We start from the raw sequence: 21933 nt of genomic DNA, 5'->3' as shown, positions 1-21933 counted from the left end.
ACCTCTCACCAGCCGCTCAGACCTCGAGGACCTGGCGCTTGTTGTAAGTGCCGCAAGCCGGGCACGCGATGTGCTGCAGCTTGGGCTCGTGGCAGCGCTCGCACGCAACCAGGGTGGGGACCGCAGCCTTCCACTGCGACCGGCGGTGGCGCGTGTTGCTGCGCGACATCTTCCGCTTCGGAACAGCCACGGCTACTTCTCCTGCTTCTCGTCGACGCCCGCTTCGGCGCCGCTCAACTCGTCCTTCTCGCCGTCTCCGGATGAACCAGCGAGTCCCTGCAGTGCCGCCCAACGGATGTCGACGGCGTCGTGGTGGTGGTCCGGGTCGTCCGCGAGCCGGACTCCGCATTCGGAGCACAGGCCCAGGCAGTCGTCCTGGCACACCGGCTGCATCGGCAGTGCGAGCACCACCGCATCACGCAGCACGGGTTCGAGGTCGAACAGTCCGTCCTCGATGAAGAGTCTGTCCTCGTCTTCCTCGGCGTCGTCGGCCGGCTCCGCTTTGACACGGCCCCGGTCGTCGGCGTCAGGGTACGAGAACATCTCCTGGAAGTCCGCTGCGAGCTCCAGCTCGAGCGGCTCCAGACACCTTACGCACTCCCCCTCGGCCCGTGCACGGGCGGTGCCTGTGACAAGCACACCTTCCATGACCGACTCGAGCCGGAGCTCGAGCTCCATCGGGGCGCCTTCCGGCACTCCGATGACTCCCTGGATCCCGAGATCCCTGGGGGCGTCGATCGTGCGGGTCAAGCGCTGCAGCGCACCAGGACGCCGCCCCAGCTCGTGTGTGTCGAACACGAGAGGATTGCGGTGGTCGAGGTGGGTGTTCAGAGCCGTTCCTGCTTTCGATCTTCGAAACTCGAGGGGTCGCCGCCCCTGGTGTTCCCGGGCAGCAGTGATCGCGGACGTACACGCGACCGAAGAACCAGGATACTGGACCTTTCGCTCTCGGCCCAATCCGGTGCCCAGCCGGTACCCGGACAATGTCCGTCAGGGGTCCGTCAGGGGTCCGTCCGGGGTCAGCGACCCTGTTCGTACGCCCGCAGCTGCTCGGCGCTGATCATGGTGGTGTCGAAGAGGCTGGTCTCGTCCAGGGCGTTCGCCATCGGGTCCAGGGCCCCCGGCTGCTGCTGCGGATAGGCCTGCTGCCCGCTCTGGTCGTACGCCGTCTGCTGGTCGTAGCCCTGCTGCTGCGGGTAGGCGGCGTACGGGTCGGCCTGCTGGTAGCCGTACGCGTCCTGCTGGGCGTACTGCTGCTGATAGCCGTAGGGGTCGGGCTGCTGCTGGTACGCGTAGGCGTCCTGCTGCTGTCCGTAGTCCGGCTGGGCCGGCACCTCGGGGGTCTGCACGGGCCGCTCGGGGGTCTCCGAGAGCTCGGCGAGGCCGGCCAGGTAGTCGGAGTCGCTGGTGTGATGGCCGGGCGTCCCGTCCTCCGCGAAGGTGCCCAGCTCGCCCAGGTCGTCACTGGCGATGCGGCCGTGCAGCTTCTGGCGACCCTTGCCGACGGCCTCCAGGGTCTTGGCGAGGACCGCCTCGAAGGCGCCGAGCTTGACGTCCACGTACACGTCGGCGTCCCGGCGCAGGGTCTCCGGGTCGTGGCTGCGCTCGGGTGCGTCCTCGTCCTCGTAGCCCTGCTCGTCGGTGCCGGGGCCGGTGCCGAGGAGCTTCTCGCGGCCGCGGCCGACGGAGCCGAGGGTCTTGGTGAGGACGACCTCGAAGTTGGCGAGCTTGGAGTCGACGTAGTCGTCGGCCTCCGCGCGGATCTCCTCGGCCTCCTGGCGGGCCTCGGCGAGGATGCGGTCCGCCTCGTTCTGGGAGCGGCGGGCGACCTCGGTGTCGGAGATCAGGGAGCCGCGCTGGGCGTGCGCCGACTCGATGATCCGCTCGGCCTCCTGGCGGGCCTGCTCGACCATCTGCTCGCGGCCGCCGATCAGCTCCTCGGCCTGCGCGAGGGAGCCGGGCAGCGCCTGGCGCACCTCTTCGAGCATCGAGAGGAGCTCGGCGCGGTTGACCACGCACGAGGCCGACATGGGCATGGAACGGGCGCTGCCGACCGCCGCGACGATCTCATCGAGCTTCTTCTGCACGTCCACCGTGTGCTCGCCACTCTCTACAGCTGTGATGGAGACGGACGGGTCGACTGTACGACCACTCCCACCCCGCCCGACACCTGGTGACGCACTGTCAGGCGCTCAGCTCTTTCCGAGCCGCCCCTTGAGCGCCTCCAGGACGACCTCCGGCACCAGGTGGGAGATGTCGCCGCCCCACTGGGCGACCTCCTTCACGAGCGAGGAGGAGAGGAAGCTGTAGGTGGGGCTGGTCGGGATGAACAGCGTCTCGACGCCCGAGAGGCCGTTGTTCATCTGGGCCATCTGGAGTTCGTAGTCGAAGTCGCTGACCGCGCGCAGGCCCTTCACGATGGCGGGGATGTCGCGCTGCTTGCAGAAGTCGACGAGGAGGCCGTGGTACGCCTCGACCTGGACGTTGCCGAACTCTGCGGTGACCTCGCGGATCAGCTCGATCCGCTCGTCGACGGTGAACAGGCCCTGCTTCGACTGATTGATCATCACCACGACGTGCACGACGTCGTAGAGCCTGGAAGCGCGGGCGATGATGTCGAGGTGTCCATTGGTGATGGGGTCGAATGACCCCGGACAGACGGCGCGGCGCAACTGTGGTCCCTCGCTCTCCGGTCCGGTCATCGTGCGTCTTCGCACGTAGAGGCGGCGCGACCGTACCAAAACGTCCCCTCGCCGTAACGACGGGCCCGGATCGCGTCGAAACCGTCCGGCCAGCCGAATTCGCCGCCTCTGGTGCTGCGCTCCACGGTGACGAGCGCTTCGTCCGCGAGCCAGCCCTGCGTCCGGAGTGTGAGCAGAATCTCGCGAAGATCGTCGTCGGAGACGGCGTACGGCGGGTCGAGGAAGACCAGGTCGTACGGATCCGTAGGCGCCGAGCCCTGGATGATCTGTTCCGCTTTGCCCGATCTGACCTCGGCGCCGGGCAGGCCCAGCGTTTTCACGTTCTCGCGGATGATCCGGGCCGCGCGGGCGTCGGCCTCGACGAGGAGTGCGTGCCCGGCGCCGCGGCTGAGCGCCTCCAGGCCGACGGCGCCCGAGCCCGCGTACAGGTCGAGGACGCGCTCGCCCTCCAGCGGGCCGCCGAGCAGGGACTGCCAGGTGGAGAAGAGGCCCTCGCGCGCCCGGTCGGAGGTGGGGCGGGTGCCGGTGCCCGGCGGGACGGCCAGACGGCGTCCGCCGGCCCGGCCGGCGATCACGCGGGTCATGAGGGTCCTTTGCGCTGGAAGTGTGTCGGGGCCAGTCTCTCAGCCCTTGTCCAGGTACTGCTCGCGCTCCTCGTCGAGGAGCGCCTCCAGGGCCGTGCGCAGGCCGGGGAGGGCGCTGAGCTCGGGGTCGGCGGCGACGACCGCGGCAGCCTCCTCGCGGGCCTCGGCGATGATCTCCTCGTCCTCGATGACGGCGAGCATGCGCAGCGAGGAACGGACGCCGGACTGGGCCTGGCCGAGCACGTCGCCCTCACGGCGCTGTTCGAGGTCGATGCGGGAGAGCTCGAAGCCGTCGAGCGTGGACGCCACCGCGGTCAGCCGCTGGCGGGCCGGGCTCGCCTCCGGCATCTCGCTGACCAGGAGGCACAGCCCGGCGGCGGAACCACGGCCGACGCGGCCTCGCAGCTGGTGGAGCTGGGACACGCCGAACCGGTCGGCATCCATGATCACCATGGCCGTGGCGTTCGGCACGTTCACCCCGACCTCGATCACCGTCGTGGCGACCAGGACGTCCGTCTCGCCCGCGGCGAAGCGACGCATCACGGCGTCCTTGTCGTCGGGCTGCATACGGCCGTGCAGGACCTCGACCTTGAGTCCTTGGAGGGGTCCCTTGGCGAGCTGGTCGGCGACGTCGAGGACGGCGAGAGGCGGGCGCTTCTCGGCCTCGTCCTCGGGGGACTTCTTCTTGGCCTTCTTCGGGTCGGCAGGTTCATCGATGTCGTCGCCGATGCGCGGGCAGACCACGTACGCCTGATGGCCGTTCTCCACTTCTTCGCGCACGCGCTCCCACGCGCGCGTGAGGAAGTGCGGCTTGTCGGCGGCGGGGACGACATGGGTGGCGATCGGCGAACGCCCGGCGGGGAGCTGGTCGAGGACCGAGGTCTCCAGGTCGCCGAAGACGGTCATCGCGACCGTGCGTGGAATGGGCGTGGCGGTCATCACCAGGAGGTGCGGCGGCTGCTTGCCCTTGCCGCGCAGGGCGTCGCGCTGCTCGACACCGAAGCGGTGCTGCTCGTCCACCACGACCAGGCCCAGGTCGTGGAACTGCACCTTGTCCTCGATCAGCGCGTGGGTGCCGATCACGATCCCGGCCCCACCGGTGACCAGGTCGAGCAGCGCCTGCCGCCGTCCCGCCGCCCCCATGGACCCGGTGAGCAGCACGACCTTGGTGGAGTGCTCGGACCCGCCGAGCATGCCGCCCTCGGCCAGCTCGCCCATCATCTCGGTGATCGACCGGTGGTGCTGCTGGGCGAGCACCTCGGTCGGCGCGAGCATCGCGGCCTGCCCGCCCGCGTCGACGACGGCGAGCATGGCGCGCAGGGCGACCATGGTGTTGTGAGTGACGGTGAAGTTGTCGGTGACGTAGGCGTGGCTCGGGTGAGCGACGCTGATGCACTGGACCTGCTTGCGCCCCACGTACTCGACTGCGCGAATCCCGCGTCGGAAAGTGTTGTATTTCGGCCGAGGGCGCATCCGGTCTGCCTTCCGGGCGAGCCGAAATGGGCCGTACTCCTCGGGCAAGGCGATCGATACGTTGAAGGCGGCCTTCTTCGGCAGGACCCGCGCACGTCCCCCGAGCGACCGGACGAGCCAGGCCACATCATCGGCCAGCCGCCTGGAGACCGAGCAGAACGAGACGCTCATGCCCTGGGCGTCCACAGTCCCGTCCGTGTCCATCAGCCCCTGCAGTACGGCGAGACGGTCCTTGATCGAGGTGTTCTTGAAGACGGGAGGGAGGAATTTGTCGTGCGAACCCGCCCCCCAAAGCCCGAGCGCACGCAGCGCACTGATCACCGGATTCCTTCGTGTGCCCCCCCTTGGCCCCGAAAGCCTGAGGGTGTAATCACAGCGCGAGCCGGGCACCGCCACCAGTTCGCAGTCCGGAGGCGAGGCGAAGCGGACAGCCGCCAGAACCTCCTCGTCGATTGTCGACATACGGAGGTTGTGCCTGAAGGATCCATCCCCCAGAAGCAGCCCGAAGAGATAGGGATCCAGAGGCGGCGTTGTTCCATCGCTGAGATCCACTGGCGTGACCGCCGGGAGGTACCACTTCGACGAGCCGTTCGCCTTGTGGATGTCTGCTCTGATCTCCCGGGCAGTCAGCACCTTCGGCTCCTGACCTCGGTCCCACTCGCAACTGGTGCCGACGATCCACAGATGCTCGTCATCGCACTCCACCGTGGAGTCGTCGGACAGGACAAGCTGCCAGACATCGCGTTCGCCCTGCGGAAAGACTCCGTCGACCAGGGCGATGTCACCCACGGGAGTGACAACAGCGTCCCCGACTGAGACATCACCCATTCTCTTGAAGCCCGCAGGCGTCAGGACCAGGGAGTCAAGCGGCTGAGCCTTTCCCGAACCGACTTCCCCCTGCAGCAGCCGGTGCATCGGGTGCTCGGTGGCGAGGTCGTCGAAAATCTCCTTGGAGACCTTCTGCTGGCCCTCGGTGAGAGTGAAGGGCAGCTTGGCGTCGAAGGCGGTCAGCAGCCCGTCCGGCTTGGGGAGACGGGCCACGGCGGGGAGTTGGGCGTCGGCGTGCCGGCGGCGGGCCAGGGCGACCTGGAGGACGAAGGCCTCGTCCCACTTGAGACGGGCGCGGGCGTCATGGATGTCCGCCTTGGTGTGCGGGCGGTGGATCTTCAGGAGGGCCTCGGGGAGGGAGACCAGGCCACGACCGTCCCGGAGGGAGTCCGGCAGCGGGTCGACGGCCTCCTGGGCGCTGAGCAGCACCGTCTGCACGGACTTGGCGATCTTCCAGGACTCCAGCTTGGCGGTGGCCGGGTAGATCGGAATGAGCGCGCCCGCCCAGGAGTCGACGGTCTCGGCGGCGTCGTCGCTGTCGGCGCGCAGCGGCTCGTACGCCGGATGGGCCAGCTGGAGGCGGTGGTTGAAGACGGAGACCTTGCCGGAGAACATCGCGCGGGTGCCGGGCAGCAGATCCTTGTGGGGTTTGTGCACGCCGTTGCCGAAGAAGACCAGCTGGAGGCGGCCGCTGCCGTCGGTGATGGTCACTTCGAGGCGCTGGCCCTTGCCGCGGGGCGCCTTGGCGGAGGCGAAGGTGAGCAGGCGCGCGTCGGCGACCTGGGCGACCACCGTGACGTGCTCGTCCATGGGCAGGTCGGCGAGGTGGGTGAGCTGCCCGCGCTCCTCGTATCTGCGCGGGTAGTGGTGCAGCAGGTCGCCGACGGTGTGCAGGCCGAGGTGCTCGGCCATCACCTTCGCGGTGGGGGGACCGAGTACCTTCTTCAGTGGTTCATCGAGCGCGGGCACGAGATCCATTGCACACCACACCACTGACATTGCCGTATACGTCCCGGAAATCCGCTGGTCAGACGGCTCGTTCCGGGCCTAGGATGACGCGCTCCGGCCCTCTTCGCGGTCACCGTCCCCCGGGACCGCCCGACCCCGCGCCGTCGCACGTCCCCCCACCCTCGGCGCAGCGACGATGGACTCCCAGACCTCACAGTCATCACAGGCATCCCAGTCACCTCACACCTTCCAGGTCGACCTGCGTGGTCTGGTGGACCTGCTCTCCCATCACCTCTACTCCAGTCCCAAGGTCTACCTGCGCGAACTGCTGCAGAACGCCGTGGACGCGATCACCGCCCGACGGGCGGAGCAGCCGGACGCCCCGGCCGCCGTACGCCTGTACGCCGAGGGCGGCACGCTGCGTGTGGAGGACTCCGGCATCGGGCTCACCGAGTCCGACGTCCACAGCCTCCTCGCGACGATCGGCCGCAGTTCCAAGCGGGAGGAGGGCCTGCAGGCGGCGCGCTCCGACTTCCTGGGGCAGTTCGGCATCGGGCTGCTGGCCTGTTTCGTGGTCGCCGAACGCATCCGCGTCGTCAGCCGCAGCGCGCGTACGCCCGACGCGGCCCCCGTGGAGTGGACGGCGACCGACGACGGCTCGTACACCGTGCGCACGCTGCCGCACGAGGCCCGTCCCGAACCGGGCACCACCGTGCACCTGGTGGCGCGCGCCGGTGCCGGCGAATGGCTCACCGAGGAGCGGGTCCGCTCCCTGGCCCGGGACTTCGGCTCGCTGCTGCCGTACGACGTACGCGTCGGCGACGAGGCGATCGCGGACCTTCCGGCGCCCTGGGACCGCACCCATCCGAGCCCCGCCACCCGCAGGGTGGCCCTGGCCCGCCACTGCCACGACCTGTTCGGCTTCACACCGCTGGACACGATCGACCTGAACGTGCCGCTCGCCGGAGTCCGCGGCGTGGCGTACGTCCTGCCGTCCGCGGTCAGCCCCGCCCAGCGCGCGAGCCATCGGGTGCACCTGAAGGGCATGCTGCTCACCGAGCGGGCCGAACAACTGTTGCCCGACTGGGCGTTCTTCGTGCGCTGTGTCCTGGACACGGACAGCCTGCGGCCCACCGCCTCGCGCGAGTCGCTGTACGAGGACGAGACCCTGGCGGCCGTACGCGAGGCCCTGGGCGAGCGCATCCGGTCGTGGCTGACGGGGCTCGCGGCGGGCGACCCGGAGCGTCTGGCGGCCTTCCTGTCGGTGCACCACCTGGGCGTGAAGTCCCTGGCGCGGCACGACAACGAGATGCTGCGCACGATGCTGCCGTGGCTGCCCTTCGAGACGACCGACGGACGGCTGTCCCTGGAGGAGTTCGCGCTGCGTCACCCGGTGGTGCACTTCACACGGACCGTGGAGGAGTACCGGCAGGTCGCGCCCATCGCCTCCGCGCAGGGCATCGGGGTGATCAACGGCGGCTACACGTACGACAGCGAGCTGGTGGAGGCGCTGCCGTCGGTGCGTCCGGGGACGGTCGTCTCGGAACTGGACGCCGACACCGTGACGGCGCACCTGGACGCCGTCGACCCGGCCGAGGAGCTGGCCCTCTCGGGCTTCCTGATGGCCGCCCGGGCCAAGCTCGACCCCTTGGGCTGCGACGTGGTGCTGCGCGCCTTCCACCCGCTCTCCGTGCCCGCCCTGCACCTGGACGACCGGGCGGCCCGCCACGAGCAGGCCCGCGCGGAGGCCGAGGAGCAGGCCGACGACCTGTGGGCAGGCATTCTCGGCTCGCTGCGCGGCAGCGCGCCCCGCGCCCGCCTGGTCCTCAACCACCTCAACCCACTGATCCGAAGGATCAGTTCACTGCGTGACCCGGAGCTGATAGGCACCGCCACGGAGTCCCTCTACGGACAGGCCCTCCTCATGGCGCAGCGCCCCCTGCGGCCCGCCGACTCCGCGCTCCTCAACCGCGCGTTCATCGGCCTCCTGGAGTGGGCCACCCACACCGAGCCCGGGAAGGACGACCTCCGATGAGCCAGGCCATGGGCATGGACTTCGACACCCTGCGCCAGGCGATGGCGGACAACCAGGAGCAGCCGGAGGGTCCCGCCCGCAACGCGCGCGCGGAGCAACTGCTCGTCGAGGCCGAGAAGCTGAACATCCCGCTCGCCGTGATCGAGGCGCTCGGACACCAGCTGAAGGTCTACAACTACAGCTCCGAGAAGGACAAGATGTTCGTCCCCTTCGCGCGCCTGCTGCGCATGTGGGACGAGCGCCCCGAGGACTTCGACGAGTACGAGACCCACTCCCTGCACTGGGTCTTCAAGTGGATGTCGGCCGGCATGCTCGACCAGCCGCACATCCCGCTCGCCTCCATAGAGAAGTGGCTCGGCGAGATGGAGCACCGCTACCGGCTGGCCGCGCACTCCGAACGGGCCGTGCGCGGGGCCGAGTTCAGCGTCGCCGCGCACCTGGGCGACCTGGACCGCGCCGAACGGGCGTACACCGCGTGGCTGGCCGCCGACCGGGACACCATGGCCGACTGCCACGCGTGCGAACTCCACAGCCAGGGGTGGTGGCGGGCGGAGCGCGACGCCGACGAGGAGGCGCTGGAACTGTGGCGCCCGGTCCTGGAGGGCGAGTACACCTGCGCCCACGAGCCGCACACCGTGCTGGCGTCCTCCCTGGTCCCCCTGCTGCGTCTGGGTCGCCTGGACGAGGCCCGCGCCCATCACCTGCGGGGCTTCAGGCTGGTGCGCCCCATGGAGAGCATGCGCGGCGCGTACGCGGACCACGTGGAGTTCTGCGCGCTCTCCGGCAACGAGGCGCGCGCCCTGGAGCTGCTCGCGGAGCGCCCCGCCTACTTCACCGACTCCGGGGACCCGCGCAGCAAGCTCGACTTCATGGCCGTGACGGCTCTCCTCATGGACCGCCTGACCGGGCTCGGTCTCGGCGATCAGCCGGTGCCGGGACCGGCCGGCCGGGAGTGGACCGCGAGCGGGCTCGCTGTCCACGCGCGCGGGGAGGCCCTTTCCCTGGCGGCGCTCTTCGACGCGCGTAACGGCACGTCGTACGTCAGTGAGCGGGCTCGTGGGCGGATGGATCAGCGGCCGTTGGTCGAGCGCTTGCCGCTGGGGGTGCGGTCCCGGTCCGCGCGACACTTGTCGCCTTCGGGCTCCGCTACGGGTTCCGCTTCGGCTTCGGCTTCGGCCCGATCGTCTGCCGCCTTCGTGGAGTCGGATGCCGGCTCGGACCCGTCCTCGCTCTCGGCGCTGCTCACCGAGGCCCGGCGGCTGTCCGCGACCCGGAGCCCGGACGCCGTCGAGGCCTGGGCTGCGGTCTCACGGGCCGCCGAGGGCCGGGAGCTGGGCGTCCGCGACCGTGCGGAGATCGCCGACCACGCGGCGATGGAACGCGGTCCCGAGGGCATCGAACTCTTCCACGAGGCGGCCGGGCTCTACGCCGAGGCGGGCGACCCCGGCGAGGCGCTCGCGGCCCGTGCCCGTGCCGCGTACGTCCTCGCTCTCACCGGCGGGCCCGAGGAGGCGCTCGCGACCGTCTCGGAGCTGTACGAGGGGGTGCTCGCCCTGCTCGCGGACGGCGGGACGGGGGTGTCCCAGGCGGCGTCCGTGCTGGTGGGGCGGGCGCGGATATTGATGCAGTTGGTGCAGGAGGGCGCGGACGAGGACGAGCCGGGGGCGACGGCATACGGGACGGCGGGCTCCGGGACCGCCGATTCCGGGACCGCCGGGGACGAGGTCGTGGGCGCCGCCGAGGCGGCCGTGCGGGAGCTGTTGGCGCTGGCCGAGCCGCACATCTCGGACGTGCGGATGGCCTCGCGGGCCGCGGAGGCGCGGGCGATGCTCGGTGAGCTCGCGGCGCACGCCGGGGACGCCGAGGCCGCCGCGGAACTGCTCGGGCAGGCCTCGGAGGCGTTCGTGGCGGCGGGGTTGCCGTGGTTCGCCGTCGAGTACGAGTCCCGGCTCGCCGGGATCGCCCGGCACCTGGGCGACGCGGAGGGGGCCGAGCGGGCCGCACGCGCGGCGCTGGAGCACGGAGGGCCTCGCCTGGAGCCGATGGGGCACGCGCAGCTGCACCTGCAGCTCGCCGAGGTCCTGGGCGCCACCGGGCAGTTCGGGCCCGCATCGGAACACGCCCTGGAGGCCGCGCACTGGGCCGACGAGGCGGGCCAGGGGCCCACCCTCGGCGCCTGGGCCCGGCACCAGCTCGGCGGGTTCCTGCTCCGTCAGGAGCGGTGGGCCGAGGCCGCGGAGATCCTGGAGTCGGCGCTGCCCGACCTGACCACCGAGATGCACGGCGACGGTGCGATCGTGCAGACGCGATGGTGGCTCGGCGACTGTCTCACCGAGCTCGGCGAACACCGTGCGGCGGCCGAGCACTGGTTGCGTGCCGCGGACATCGCCCGGCACTGGCCCGGGCAGCGTGACCACGCGATGCTCGCCCATCTCGCCGCCGAGGCGCTAGGCCACGCCGAACTGCCCGCGCAGGCCGAGCAGGCGTACGCGCGCGCCGGTGATCTGTGGCGTGCCGTCGGCAACGTCCACGGTCTGATCCGGTCGCTGCGGGCCCGGGCGTGGGTCGCGTTGCGTACGGACTCGGGGCTGGACGGGGCGCGGGAGTCGATGGCGGCGGCGGTGCGGGAGTGCGAGGAGGGGCTTCTGGCGGTGTCGTCCTCCGTCGGGGCCGAGGCTGTGGTGGGCGCCGATGCCGCGGAGGGCTCGGATGCCGTGGAGGAATCCGATGCTGTGGAGGCCCGTCATCGCCTTGTCGCCGAACTCGGTCACACACATCGGCAGTTCGGTGACCTCGTCGCCCGTTCCGTTCCGGACGACGCGCGGGAGGCTCTGGCCCACTACACGCGGGCCATCTCCGTCTTCGCGTCCCTCGGCGACGACGCCCTCGACGCGCGCACCGGGGCCGAGCTCGCGGCGGGGTGGCTGGAGGCCGATCTGCTCCGGCCCGCGGCGGCGGCCGCACGCGCGCGTGCGGTGCTCTCCGCGTACGCGGGTGTGGACGGGCAGGCCGCGGAGGCACGTCGGGCCGAGGCGGAGAACATGCTGGGCGTGACGGAGAAGCAGCGGGACCGGTGACGGACCGGGGCGGGACCAGTGACGGACCGGGGCGGGACCGGTGACGGACCGGGGCAGGGGGCTCGCCCCCGCCGCCCCCACCCGTTCCCGTCCCCCCGGGGGCTGCGCGACCAGCCCCCACCCACCCGCGGCCGAAGAAACACCCGGGTCCTGCGGCGGCGCCCCAGGCGGCTACTCCACCCCGATCAGCAGCAACGCACCCTGTCGCCCGCCCCGGTACGCCACCGTGTCCACGGCCAAGTACGACTCCCGGACCCGCGCTTCGAGATGGGCGGCGATGGAGCCGGGAGCCTCGTCGCCCAGGACGAGGGTGACCATCTCCCCGCCGGCGGCGAGCATGCGGTCGAGGACGGTTTCGGCGGTGGCGGTGATGTCGGAGCCGATCACGGCGACATCGCCGTCGATGAGCCCGAGGACGTCGCCGGCCTGGCAGATGCCGGCCATGGTCCAGGACTGACGCTCGGCGACGGCGACCTCGGCGTAACGCGTGGCGCCCGCCGCCGAGGTCATGGCGACGACGTCCTCGTCGAAGCGACGTTCGGGCTCGTGGACGGCGAGCGCGGCGATGCCCTGGACCGCGGAGCGGGTCGGGATCAGCGCGACCCGGACGCCCTCCGTACGGGCCTGCTCGGCGGCGGCCGCCGCGGTGTGGCGCAGATCGGCGTCGTTGGGCAGCAACACCACCTCGCGCGCGTGGGCCCGGCGTACGGCCTCGACGAGTTCCCCGCTCGCGGGCGGTTCCCCGGGCCGCGCGAGCACGGTGGTCGCCCCGGCCTCGGCGTACAGCCCGGCCAGCCCTTCGCCGGGCACGACCGCCACCACGGCCCGCTGCGCCCGCTCCCGGGGCGGCCGCCCGGCCGCGTCCGCCGTGTGGGCGTCGCCGAGCCCGAAGTGCGTGATCCTGATCCGGTACGGCCGCCCGGCCTCGACCCCCGCCTCCACAGCGGCACCGGCGTCGTCCGCGTGCACATGGACGTTCCACAGCCCGTCCCCGCCGACCACGACGAGCGAGTTGCCGAGGCGGTCGAGCCGGGCCCGCAACCGCGCCACGTCCGCGTCCTCGGCCTCCAGCAGATAGGTCACCTCGAAGGCCGGGTTGTCTTCCCCGGGCCCGCCGTCCACGCACACGCCGTTCACATCCACACGGTCCAGGCCGTCCACACGGTCCACGCCACTCACGCCGTCCATGCCATTCACGCGCGTATGGACCTCGACCGCCACCCGTCCGGCGCCCGGGGACTCCCCCGTGAACGTCTCCGCCAGTGCCGCCAGCACCGCCAGCAGCCCCCGCCCACCCGCGTCGACCACACCGGCGCGCTCCAGCACGGCCAGCTGGCCGGGGGTCGCCATGAGGGCCGCCCGTGCTCCCTCGTACGCCGCGCACGCGACCGTGCCGCAGTCGCCCTCCGTACCGGTGGCCGCCTCGGCGGCGGCCGCCGCGACCGTGAGGACCGTGCCCTCCACGGGGTGCGCCACGGCCTCGCGTGCGGAGTCGGCGGCCTGTCGGAGGGCCAGCCGAAGGGCCTGTCCGTCGGTGTGAGCGGTCTCACCCTCGGTCTCACCCTCGGCACCACGCTCGGCCTCACCGGCGGTCTCACTCCCGGCCTCACCATCGGCGGCGAGTACCTGCGCCATGCCGCGCAGCAGCTGCGCGAGGATCGTCCCGGAGTTCCCGCGGGCCCCGATCAGCGCCCCGTGCGCCATCGCCCGCACGGCGTCGGCGAGAGTGGGCAGACCGATCCCCGTGACCCCCGTGGAAACGGCTCCAGTGGGAGCGGACCCCGTGGAAACGGCTCCAGTGGGAGCGGACCCCGTGGAAACGGCTCCAGTGGGAGCGGACCCCGTGGAAACTGCTCCAGTGGGAGCGGACCCCATGGGACCGGCCCCCGTCACCGTCTCGTAGCCCGCGAAAACCGCCTCCACCGCAGCTGCCGCAGACTCCACCGTCAGATACAGATTCGTCCCGGTGTCCCCGTCCGCGACCGGGTAGACATTGATGGCGTCGATCTCCTCGCGGGCCCGCCCCAGCGCCTCCAGCGCGAGGCCGCACCAGGTGCGCACCGCGAGAGCATCCAATGTCTGCGGCACCTGCGGCACCTGCGCCTCCTTGAGCTTCTGGACGTGGCACGCAGCGTAGACCCAGGATGGGTTACTGACGGTAGGGGGCCCCAAGGAGGGCTGGGGTGAGCTCCGGGGCCGCCATGGTAGTTTCGTTCTCCGGACGCAGTCGTTGTATGCTGCTCCAGTTGCCCGATTCGATCGGGTCTTCCCCCTGGCACCGCCACTCAGATCCTAGATCTCGATTCCGGCATGCCGGGATCAACCGTAAGAGCATCTGAAGTCTTTGGAGTGACCCGTGGCTGCCAACTGCGACGTCTGCGGCAAGGGGCCGGGCTTCGGCAACAACATCTCGCACTCGCACCGCCGTACGTCCCGTCGCTGGAACCCCAACATCCAGCGCGTCCGTACCGTGGTGGGCGGGACGCCGAAGCGCGTGAACGCTTGCACCTCGTGCATCAAGGCCGGCAAGGTCTCGCGCTGACGCAACTCCCCCGAGCTCTCGACTCCGCTCGAGCAGGGGGGACCCCATGCGCGCGGCCACTGCTGGTTCGCTTAAAAACCGGTCCACCTCTCACGGTGGGCCGGTTTTTTGTCGTGGCGGGTGTCCCACGCGCGCGTAGCCCCCGTCTTCCGGACCTGCCAGAATCTGCCGAATGCGCTTCGGCATCCTGGGCCCCCTCGAGATCCGCACCACGGACGGCAGCCCCCTGGACCCCGGCGGCCCCCGCCCCCGCGCGCTGCTCACCCTGCTCCTCCTGGATGCGGGCCGGACCGTCTCCGTGGAGCGGCTGACCGACGGCCTGTACGGCACCGAGCCGCCGGCCGGGGCCGCCAACGCCCTCCAGTCCCAGGTTTCCCGGCTGCGCAGGCGGCTCGGCCCCGACACCGCGATCGAGGCCGACCCCACCGGCTACCGCATCGCCGTCCCTCCCGACGCCGTCGACGCCCACCGCTTCGAGCAGCTCTCCCGCGAGGGAGCCTCGGCCCTCGCCCAGGGGGACCACTCCCGAGCCGCGGCCTTGCTCCGGGAGGCGCTCACCCTGTGGCGCGGCCCGGCCCTGGCCGACCTCCCGGGCGCGCACGCCCAGGTGACCCGCCTCGAAGAGCTGAGGCTCACCGCCGTACAGGACCGTGTCGACGCGGACCTCGCGCTCGGCGGCGGCCCCGCACTCGTCCCGGAACTGCGGGAACTGCTCGGCGCGCATCCCTTGAGCGAGCGGCTGTACGGACAGCTGATGCGGGCCCTGCACGCGAGCGGCCGGGCCGCCGAGGCGCTGACGGTGTACGAGGAGGCGCGGCGCACCCTCGCCGAGGAACTGGGCGCCGACCCTTCGCCCGGCCTGTCCGCCCTCCACCTGGAACTGCTCCAGGGCGCGGGCCCCGCCCACCGGCGGCTCCCCGCCCAGCTGACCCGCTTCATCGGGCGCGACGGCGAACTCGCGCGCATCGGCGCTCTGCTCACCCAGGAGCGCCTGGTCACACTCACCGGGCCGGGTGGAGCGGGCAAGACCCGCCTGGCGATCGAACTCGCCCATGCGAACGCGGACGCGCGCGTCAACGAAAACGCTCGCGTAAACGAATGCGCAAACGCTTACGCACACGTTTGCCTCGTCGAGCTCGCCTCTCTCACCGACCCCTCCCAGCTTCCCTACGCCCTGCTCACCGCCCTCGGTCTGCGCGAAGGTTTCCGCACCCCCGCGGGGGACACCACCGACCGCCTCCTCGCCGCCCTGGAGGACAGCGAGCTGCTGCTGGTCCTGGACAACTGCGAGCATCTGGTCGAGGACGTGGCACGGATCACCGGGCTGCTCCTCGGCGCCTGCCCGGGTGTGCGGATCCTCGCCACGAGCCGTGAGTCGCTGGGGATCACCGGTGAGGTGCTGTTCCCGGTGCCACCGCTGTCGGCGGAACCGGCCGCCCGACTGTTCCTGGACCGGGCGGCCGCCGTGCGCCCCGGTTTCGCGGGGCACGCGCGCGTGCCGGACATCTGCGCCGCCCTGGACGGGCTGCCGCTGGCGATCGAGCTGGCGGCGGCGCGGCTGCGGACGCTGACCCCGGACGAACTGGCCGACCGCCTCACCGAGCACGTCGAGGACGACCGCTTCCGACTGCTGTCCCGGGGTGACCGCACCAAGGCACCCCGGCACCGCACCCTTCGTGCCGTCGTGGAGTGGAGCTGGGAGCTGCTGGACGAGGAGGAGCGGGAGCTGGCGCGACGGCTGACCGTGTTCTCCGGGGGCGCGACGGTCGAGGCGGTCGAGACCGTGTGCGGGACGCCCTTTCCGGAGGACCTGCTGGCCTCGCTGGCCGAGAAGTCGTTCCTGGAGGTCACCGAGGGGCGCTACCGGATGCTGCAGACCATCCGCGCGTTCGGCGCCGAGCACCTGGTCCGCGCGGGCGAGCAGCGCCGGCTGCGGGACGCCCACGCCGCGTACTTCCTGCGTCTGGCCGAACGGGCGGAGCCGCTTCTGCGCGGCGGTGGCCAGTTGCCCTGGCTGGACCGGCTGACCGCCGAGCACGCAAACCTGGACGCGGCCTTGCGTCATCTCGTGCGCGCCGACCGGGAGAAGGCCCTGCGGCTGATGGCCGGGCTCTCCTGGTTCTGGCGGTTGCGCGGTCTCTACGGAGAGCAGGCGTCCTCGGCCAGGGAGCTGCTCGCGGCCGTGGGCGCCGAGCCGCCGGCGGGTCTCGCGGAGGAGTACGCCCTGTGCGTGATCAACGCGCTCTCGGGTGAGAGCGACGATCCGGCCGACCAGCAGCGCCTGGCCCGCGTGGAGGACGTGCTGGCCGGGCTGAGCGGACCCCTGCGGCTGCCCTTCACCGTGGTGCTGTGGTCGGTGGTGGGCGGACCACGGCCCGACGCGAACGACCGGGTGCGGGTGCAGGTCGGGGGCGACGCGTGGGGGCGGGCTCTTCTTGATGTCGGCCTCGGCTTCCAGGAGCAGTTCGCCGGGCGTCCGGCGGCTTCCGAGGAGTCGTTCGCACGGTCTCTGGCGGGTTTTCGCGCGACCGGGGACCGCTGGGGCATGGCGAACTGCCTCGACCCGCTGGGCATGTTCGCCGACTGGCGCGGGGAACACCGGCACGCTCTCGAACTGCTCGACGAAGGGCTCGCGTACGTCCGGGAGTTGGCCGCCCCCGAGGAGACCTCGGACCTGCTGCGCAACCGTGCGACCGTGCTGCTGCACCAGGGAGAACTGGCCGAGGCGAGGGAGCACTTCGGACAGGCACTGACGCTGGCCCGCACCGTGGGCCTCACCGACAAGGCGGCGGGTGCCCTGCGGGGCCTGGGCGACGCCGCTCGGCTCGCGGGAGACACCGGCCACGCGCGTGTGCACTACGAAAGCGCCCTGGAAGCCTGCGCCGCCAACTGGTTCAGCATCGGGGAGACCGTGCGCATCCTCATCGGTCTGGGCCGCTCCGCGGCCGCGGAGGGGCGCCTCGACGAGGCGCGTGACTGGGCCCGCCAGGCGGCCGGCCTCGCCTTCGAGAGTCCCGGAGTACTGGAACTCGCCGAGTCCGCGGAGGCGTTGGCGGTCCTCGCCGACTCGCCCGAGCGCGCCGCCGTCCTGCTGGGCGCCGCCGTCGGCCTGCGCGGGGCGGCGCTGCGGGGCGACCCCGAAGCCGTACGCAATGAGCGGGACATCCGCGAAAAGCTGTCCCCCGAAGCATACGAAAGGGCCTTTGAGCAGGGGCGAGTGCTCGGGGCGGCGGCACTCGCCGCCGACTAGGAGGGCGGCGCTGACCGGCGGCCGGGCACACGGTCAGCGAACGGTAGGAGCACGGTCAGCGCCTCCCGCCAAGCTCCTGCCCATGACAACGAACACGACACAGAACATGGCGGAGAACCCGGCGGGGAAACTCGCCCACCTCCACGTCCTCGTCTCCGGCGCCAGCGTCGCGGGTCCCGCTGTCGCCCTCAACCTGATCCGGTACGGCGCCCACGTCACCGTCGTCGAGAAGGCACCCGACCTGCGGCCCGGCGGATTCGCGGTCGACTTCCGGGGGCACGTCCACCGGACCGTCCTGACCGCCATGGGCATCTGGGACGAGATCCACGCCCATCAGACGCACATGGGCCGTCAGACCGTCGTCGACGCCGACGGCACCCCGCGCGTGGACCTGCCGGCCGAGATGATGAGCGGCGACGTGGAGATCTTCCGCGGTGAGCTGGCGCGGATCATGTACGAACGCACCAAGGACAAGGTGGAGTACGTCTTCGGGGACTCGATCGCCACCCTCACCGAGACCCCGGAAGGCGTCGACGTGACCTTCGAGCGTGGCGCCCCGCGCCGCTTCGACCTCGTCGTGGGCGCCGACGGACTGCACTCCCTCACCCGTCGGCTCGTCTTCGGTGAGGAGTCCCGCCACCTGCGCTTCCTCGACCACTACGTGGCGGCCTTCGGCGTCCCCAACGACCTGGGGCTCGACCGCACCGGACGGCTGTACTGCGAACCGGGGCGGGCGGTGGTCGTCGGCAACTACGACGGCGACCCGGACCGGGCGGGCGCGCTGCTCGTCTTCCGGTCCGAGAAGCTGGAGTTCGACCGCCGTGACGTGGCCGCGCAGAAACGGATCCTGGCGGAACGGTTCGCGGGGATGGGCTGGGAGACACCAGGAGTCCTCAAGGCCCTGGAGCGGGCCGACGACCTGTACTTCGACGCGATCGCCCAGATCCATGTCGACCGGCTCACCCAGGGGCGCGTGGCGCTGCTCGGGGACGCCGGGTACGGGGCCACGATGGGCGGCATGGGCACCGGAGTGGCGATCGTCGGGGCGTACGTCCTGGCCGGCGAGCTGGCCCTCGCGGGCGGAGACCACCGCACCGCCTTCGCCGAGTACGAGACCCGTGTCCGGGACTTCGCCAAGGGCTGCCAGAAGATCTCGGGCAACGCGGGGCCGTTCTTCGCGCCGCCGACCGAGCGGCGGATCCGCAGCCGGGACCGCACGTACCGGCTGCTCAGCTCCCGCCTCCTGGCGGGCTTCTTCAAGAAGCTCACCGAGAAGGCGGCCACCGGCATCGAACTCCGCGAATACCCCGCCTGACGGGATGGGCGGCTACGACTCGATGTCCCCGAAGTGGTCCCAGCCGCCCTTGCTGGTCCAGGGCGCGCCGTCCACCGTGACCTGGGGCAGCGCCGAGGGGTTGAGGACCTCGCCGATCACCTTCCAGCGCGCGGGCAGCTTCACGTCCGGCGGGAAGGCCGCCACGATCGCGTGGTCCTCCCCGCCGGTCAGCACCCACTGGATGGGGTCGACGCCGACGGCCTGGCCGATGTCGTTCATCTGCGAGGGGATGTCGATCGCGCCCGAACGGATGTCGATGCGCACCTTGCTCGCCTCGGCGATGTGGCCCAGGTCGGCGATCAGCCCGTCGCTCACGTCGCACATCGCCGTCGCGCCGAGCCCGGCGGCGGCGGGACCCGCGTGGTACGGCGGCTCGGGGCGGCGGTGGGCCTCTACGAAGGCACGCGGTGAGCGGAAGCCGCGGGAGAGCACCGCGTGCCCCGCCGCCGACCAGCCCAGCCAGCCCGTCACGGCGATCACGTCACCGGGCTGGGCGCCGCCCCGGGTGACCGGCTCATGGTTGCGCAGATCGCCGAGCGCGGTGATCGAGATCATGATGGTGTCGCCGCGCACGACATCGCCGCCGACCACGGACGCCCCCGCGACCTGGCACTCGTCGCGCAGCCCGTCCATCATCTCGGAGGGCCAGGTGGCCGGGAGTTCGGCCGGGACGACCAGCCCGAGCAGCAGCGCGGTCGGTACGGCGCCCATCGCGGCGATGTCCGCGAGGTTCTGCGCGGCCGCCTTGCGCCCGACGTCGTACGCCGTGGACCAGTCGCGGCGGAAGTGCCGCCCCTCCAGGAGGATGTCGGTGCTCGCCACCACCCTGCGGTCGGGCGCGGCCACCACCGCGGCGTCGTCGCCCGGACCGACCCGGACCGCCGGGGTGGTGGTGAGACGCGAGGTGAGCTCCTTGATGAGCCCGAACTCCCCCAACTCGCCCACGGTGCCCTTCATGATCGTACTGCTCCCTCTGCCGCTACCCGTGCCCGGTCGCGAGCCGTCTCTGTACTCGGTACGGTCGAGTTGACCGTCAACTTGTGCACTCCGTGCACCCCGGCGCGCAAGCCCCAGCCACCGCGGGTCTCCCCGTGGCGAGCGGCGACGCGATACCGTGGCGTTCCTTTTCCCCACATGATCCTCGTGGCCGCCCTGGAGGTTCCGTGGTACAGGCGTACATCCTGATCCAGACGGAGGTCGGCAAAGCGTCGACCGTCGCCGAGACGATCAGCAAGATCCCGGGGGTGATCCAGGCCGAGGACGTGACAGGACCGTACGACGTGATCGTGCGCGCCCAGGCCGAAACGGTCGACGAACTCGGCCGCATGGTGGTCGCGAAAGTCCAGCAAGTGGACGGCATCACCCGTACGCTGACCTGCCCGGTGGTGCACCTCTAGCCCCCGTCTACCCTTGGCCGGTGGACTTCTCCCGTCACCGGCACACCGCTCTCTTCGGGCTGCCCGTTCTCGCCCTGTTGATCGCCGCCACAGGCTGCTCCTCAGCAGACGACGGCGGATCGGCCGTGGTTCCCAGCCCGGGGGCGAAGGTCACCGGGCTGTGTCAGAACCTGGACAAGGTGCTGCCGAAGAAGATCGACGGCCTCGACCGGAACGATCCCGAGCCCCGGTCCGCGTTGACCGCGGGCTGGGGAAGCCCGGCGATCATACTGCGCTGCGGTGTCGAACGACCCGCGAAGATGAGCGACCAGAACGCGCTCAGCGGCGAGGTGAACGGCGTCGGCTGGCTCATGGAGAAGCAGGACGACGGGTCGTACCGCTTCACCACGAGCCTGCGGCGCGCGTACGTCGAGGTCAGCGTGCCCAAGAAGTGGGTACAGCGGGACGGGTCGGACTCGCTCGTCGACCTGGCCTCGCCCATCAAGAAGGCGATCCCCGAAGGGATCGCCGACTGACGTACACACGTGCGCGCGGGGGCGTGTGCCCTGAACCGGAGCCCCGGTGCCCCAGGTCTACCGAAGCCCCGTCGGGCGGCGCAGCGCCGCCCGGATCAGGCGGTCCACCAGCTCCGGGTAGGCCACGCCGCTCGCCTCCCACATCTGCGGGTACATGGAGATGGGCGTGAAGCCCGGCATGGTGTTGATCTCGTTGATCACGAACTCGCCGTCCTCGGTGAGGAAGAAGTCCGCGCGCACCAGGCCCTCGCAGGAGGCGGCCTCGAACGCGTCGACCGCGAGCCGCTGGACCTCGGCGGTCTGCTCGGGGGTCAGCGGGGCGGGCACGAGGCCGGGCGTCGAGTCGATGTACTTCGCCTCGAAGTCGTAGTACGCGTGCGACTGCACGGGCGGGATCTCGGCCGGCACGCTGGCGCGCGGACCGTCCTCGAACTCCAGCACCCCGCACTCGATCTCGCGGCCGCGCAGCAACGCCTCCACGATGATCTTCGGGTCGTGGCGCTGGGCCTCCTCGATCGCCTCGTCGAGGCCTTCGAGGGAGACGACCTTGGTGATGCCGATCGAGGAGCCCGCGCGCGCGGGCTTGATGAACAGCGGCCAGCCGTGCTCACCCGCGAAGTCGATGATCTTCTTGCGGGCGGCGGACTCGTCGCGCTCCCACTCACGGGGCCGGATCACCACGTACGGGCCGACGGGCAGTCCGAAGGAGGTGAACACCCGCTTCATGTACTCCTTGTCCTGGCCGACGGCCGAGGCGAGCACACCCGCACCGACGTACGGGACTCCGGAGAGCTCCAGGAGGCCCTGGAGGGTGCCGTCCTCGCCGTAGGGGCCGTGCAGCACGGGGAAGACGACGTCGACCTCGCCCAGGGCCTTGGGGACCGATCCGGGCTCGCTGTAGACGACTTCGCGGTTGGCCGGGTCGACGGGGAGGATCACGCCGCCCTCGTTCGACTCGGCGAGCTGCTCCACGTCCGGCTGGCGCCGGTCGACGATGGCCATCCGGTCCGGTTCGTCGGCGGTGAGCGCCCAACGGCCGTCCCGGGTGATGCCGATCGGCAGGACGTCGTACTTCGTCCGGTCGATGGCGCGCAGGACTGCGCCGGCCGTGACCACGGAGATCCCGTGTTCGGAGCTGCGGCCGCCGAAGACGACGGCCACGCACGGCTTGCGAGGCGGCTGCTCAGGGCTCTGGGGGAGGTTCTCGGTGCTCATATCGCGTTGAGAGTACCCGTTGGTACGGCGC

At 71.3% G+C, this 21933-nt stretch carries 16 protein-coding genes; 7 read left to right on the top strand and 9 right to left on the bottom strand.

Features of this window, described 5'->3' with window-relative positions; genetic code table 11:
* Nucleotides 1-16 precede the first annotated feature (16 nt).
* The 6 genes from rpmF to ABZ656_RS17845 form a co-directional block, all read right to left on the bottom strand.
* Nucleotides 17-190, bottom strand: a complete 174-nt coding sequence (gene rpmF / locus ABZ656_RS17870) for a 50S ribosomal protein L32 (protein WP_006139588.1) — start codon at nucleotides 188-190, stop codon at nucleotides 17-19.
* A gap of 2 nt (nucleotides 191-192) precedes the next feature.
* Nucleotides 193-831 (bottom strand): DUF177 domain-containing protein, encoded by a 639-nt coding sequence (locus tag ABZ656_RS17865; protein WP_101403778.1) that lies wholly within the window; start codon nucleotides 829-831, stop codon nucleotides 193-195.
* A gap of 188 nt (nucleotides 832-1019) precedes the next feature.
* Nucleotides 1020-2093 carry a cell division initiation protein gene (locus ABZ656_RS17860; protein ID WP_101400891.1) on the bottom strand — a complete coding sequence of 358 codons (1074 nt, stop codon included), beginning with the start codon at nucleotides 2091-2093 and terminating at the stop codon, nucleotides 1020-1022.
* A 99-nt stretch (nucleotides 2094-2192) separates the two neighbouring features.
* Nucleotides 2193-2672 (bottom strand): pantetheine-phosphate adenylyltransferase, encoded by a 480-nt coding sequence (coaD, locus tag ABZ656_RS17855; protein WP_180362364.1) that lies wholly within the window; start codon nucleotides 2670-2672, stop codon nucleotides 2193-2195.
* Between the two features lie 26 nt (nucleotides 2673-2698).
* The gene (rsmD, locus tag ABZ656_RS17850; protein WP_101400889.1) at nucleotides 2699-3286 is read right to left on the bottom strand and encodes a 16S rRNA (guanine(966)-N(2))-methyltransferase RsmD; all 588 of its coding nucleotides are present in this window, start codon (nucleotides 3284-3286) and stop codon (nucleotides 2699-2701) included.
* Nucleotides 3287-3325: 39 nt separating this feature from the next.
* Entirely contained in the window at nucleotides 3326-6565 is a 3240-nt protein-coding gene (locus tag ABZ656_RS17845) for a helicase-related protein (RefSeq protein WP_360268992.1), read from the bottom strand.
* 166 nt (nucleotides 6566-6731) lie between these two features.
* Here ABZ656_RS17845 and ABZ656_RS17840 point away from each other — a divergent pair, with 166 nt between their 5' ends.
* Both ABZ656_RS17840 and ABZ656_RS17835 read left to right on the top strand, forming a co-directional pair.
* The gene (locus ABZ656_RS17840) at nucleotides 6732-8570 is read left to right on the top strand and encodes an HSP90 family protein (RefSeq protein WP_101400887.1); all 1839 of its coding nucleotides are present in this window, start codon (nucleotides 6732-6734) and stop codon (nucleotides 8568-8570) included.
* Entirely contained in the window at nucleotides 8567-11647 is a 3081-nt protein-coding gene (locus tag ABZ656_RS17835) for a tetratricopeptide repeat protein (protein ID WP_360268989.1), read from the top strand. Before ABZ656_RS17840 ends, ABZ656_RS17835 begins: the two co-directional genes overlap by 4 nt.
* Nucleotides 11648-11818: 171 nt before the next feature.
* Here ABZ656_RS17835 and ABZ656_RS17830 read toward each other — a convergent pair whose 3' ends face one another.
* A complete protein-coding gene (locus tag ABZ656_RS17830; RefSeq protein WP_360268986.1) occupies nucleotides 11819-13744 on the bottom strand; it encodes a DAK2 domain-containing protein in 1926 nt (641 codons plus the stop codon).
* Between the two features lie 259 nt (nucleotides 13745-14003).
* Here ABZ656_RS17830 and rpmB point away from each other — a divergent pair, with 259 nt between their 5' ends.
* The 3 genes from rpmB to ABZ656_RS17815 all read left to right on the top strand — a co-directional run bounded on the left by rpmB (nucleotide 14004) and on the right by ABZ656_RS17815 (nucleotide 18754).
* Nucleotides 14004-14189 (top strand): 50S ribosomal protein L28, encoded by a 186-nt coding sequence (gene rpmB / locus ABZ656_RS17825; RefSeq protein ID WP_003993230.1) that lies wholly within the window; start codon nucleotides 14004-14006, stop codon nucleotides 14187-14189.
* A gap of 172 nt (nucleotides 14190-14361) precedes the next feature.
* Nucleotides 14362-17439 carry a BTAD domain-containing putative transcriptional regulator gene (locus ABZ656_RS17820; protein ID WP_360268983.1) on the top strand — a complete coding sequence of 1026 codons (3078 nt, stop codon included), beginning with the start codon at nucleotides 14362-14364 and terminating at the stop codon, nucleotides 17437-17439.
* An 82-nt stretch (nucleotides 17440-17521) separates the two neighbouring features.
* A complete protein-coding gene (locus ABZ656_RS17815; protein ID WP_360268980.1) occupies nucleotides 17522-18754 on the top strand; it encodes an FAD-dependent monooxygenase in 1233 nt (410 codons plus the stop codon).
* 12 nt (nucleotides 18755-18766) lie between these two features.
* On the opposite strand, the gene ABZ656_RS17810 is transcribed toward ABZ656_RS17815, so the two are convergent.
* Nucleotides 18767-19732, bottom strand: a complete 966-nt coding sequence (locus tag ABZ656_RS17810; protein WP_054235392.1) for a thiamine-phosphate kinase — start codon at nucleotides 19730-19732, stop codon at nucleotides 18767-18769.
* 206 nt (nucleotides 19733-19938) lie between these two features.
* Between ABZ656_RS17810 and ABZ656_RS17805 the strand changes: the two genes are divergently transcribed.
* Together ABZ656_RS17805 and ABZ656_RS17800 are read left to right on the top strand one after the other, a co-directional pair.
* Nucleotides 19939-20172, top strand: a complete 234-nt coding sequence (locus ABZ656_RS17805; RefSeq protein ID WP_101400883.1) for an Lrp/AsnC ligand binding domain-containing protein — start codon at nucleotides 19939-19941, stop codon at nucleotides 20170-20172.
* 20 nt (nucleotides 20173-20192) lie between these two features.
* Complete coding sequence (locus ABZ656_RS17800) at nucleotides 20193-20687, top strand: DUF3515 domain-containing protein (protein WP_101400882.1); 495 nt, start codon at nucleotides 20193-20195, stop codon at nucleotides 20685-20687.
* Between the two features lie 57 nt (nucleotides 20688-20744).
* On the opposite strand, the gene ABZ656_RS17795 is transcribed toward ABZ656_RS17800, so the two are convergent.
* Entirely contained in the window at nucleotides 20745-21902 is a 1158-nt protein-coding gene (locus ABZ656_RS17795; protein WP_360268975.1) for a D-alanine--D-alanine ligase family protein, read from the bottom strand.
* Nucleotides 21903-21933: the final 31 nt, after the last annotated feature.

Origin of the sequence: Streptomyces sp. NPDC007095 (genome assembly GCF_040634475.1) — a bacterium.
In the GTDB taxonomy this organism is placed as follows: domain Bacteria; phylum Actinomycetota; class Actinomycetes; order Streptomycetales; family Streptomycetaceae; genus Streptomyces.
This window is presented reverse-complemented; position numbering and strand designations above follow the sequence as displayed.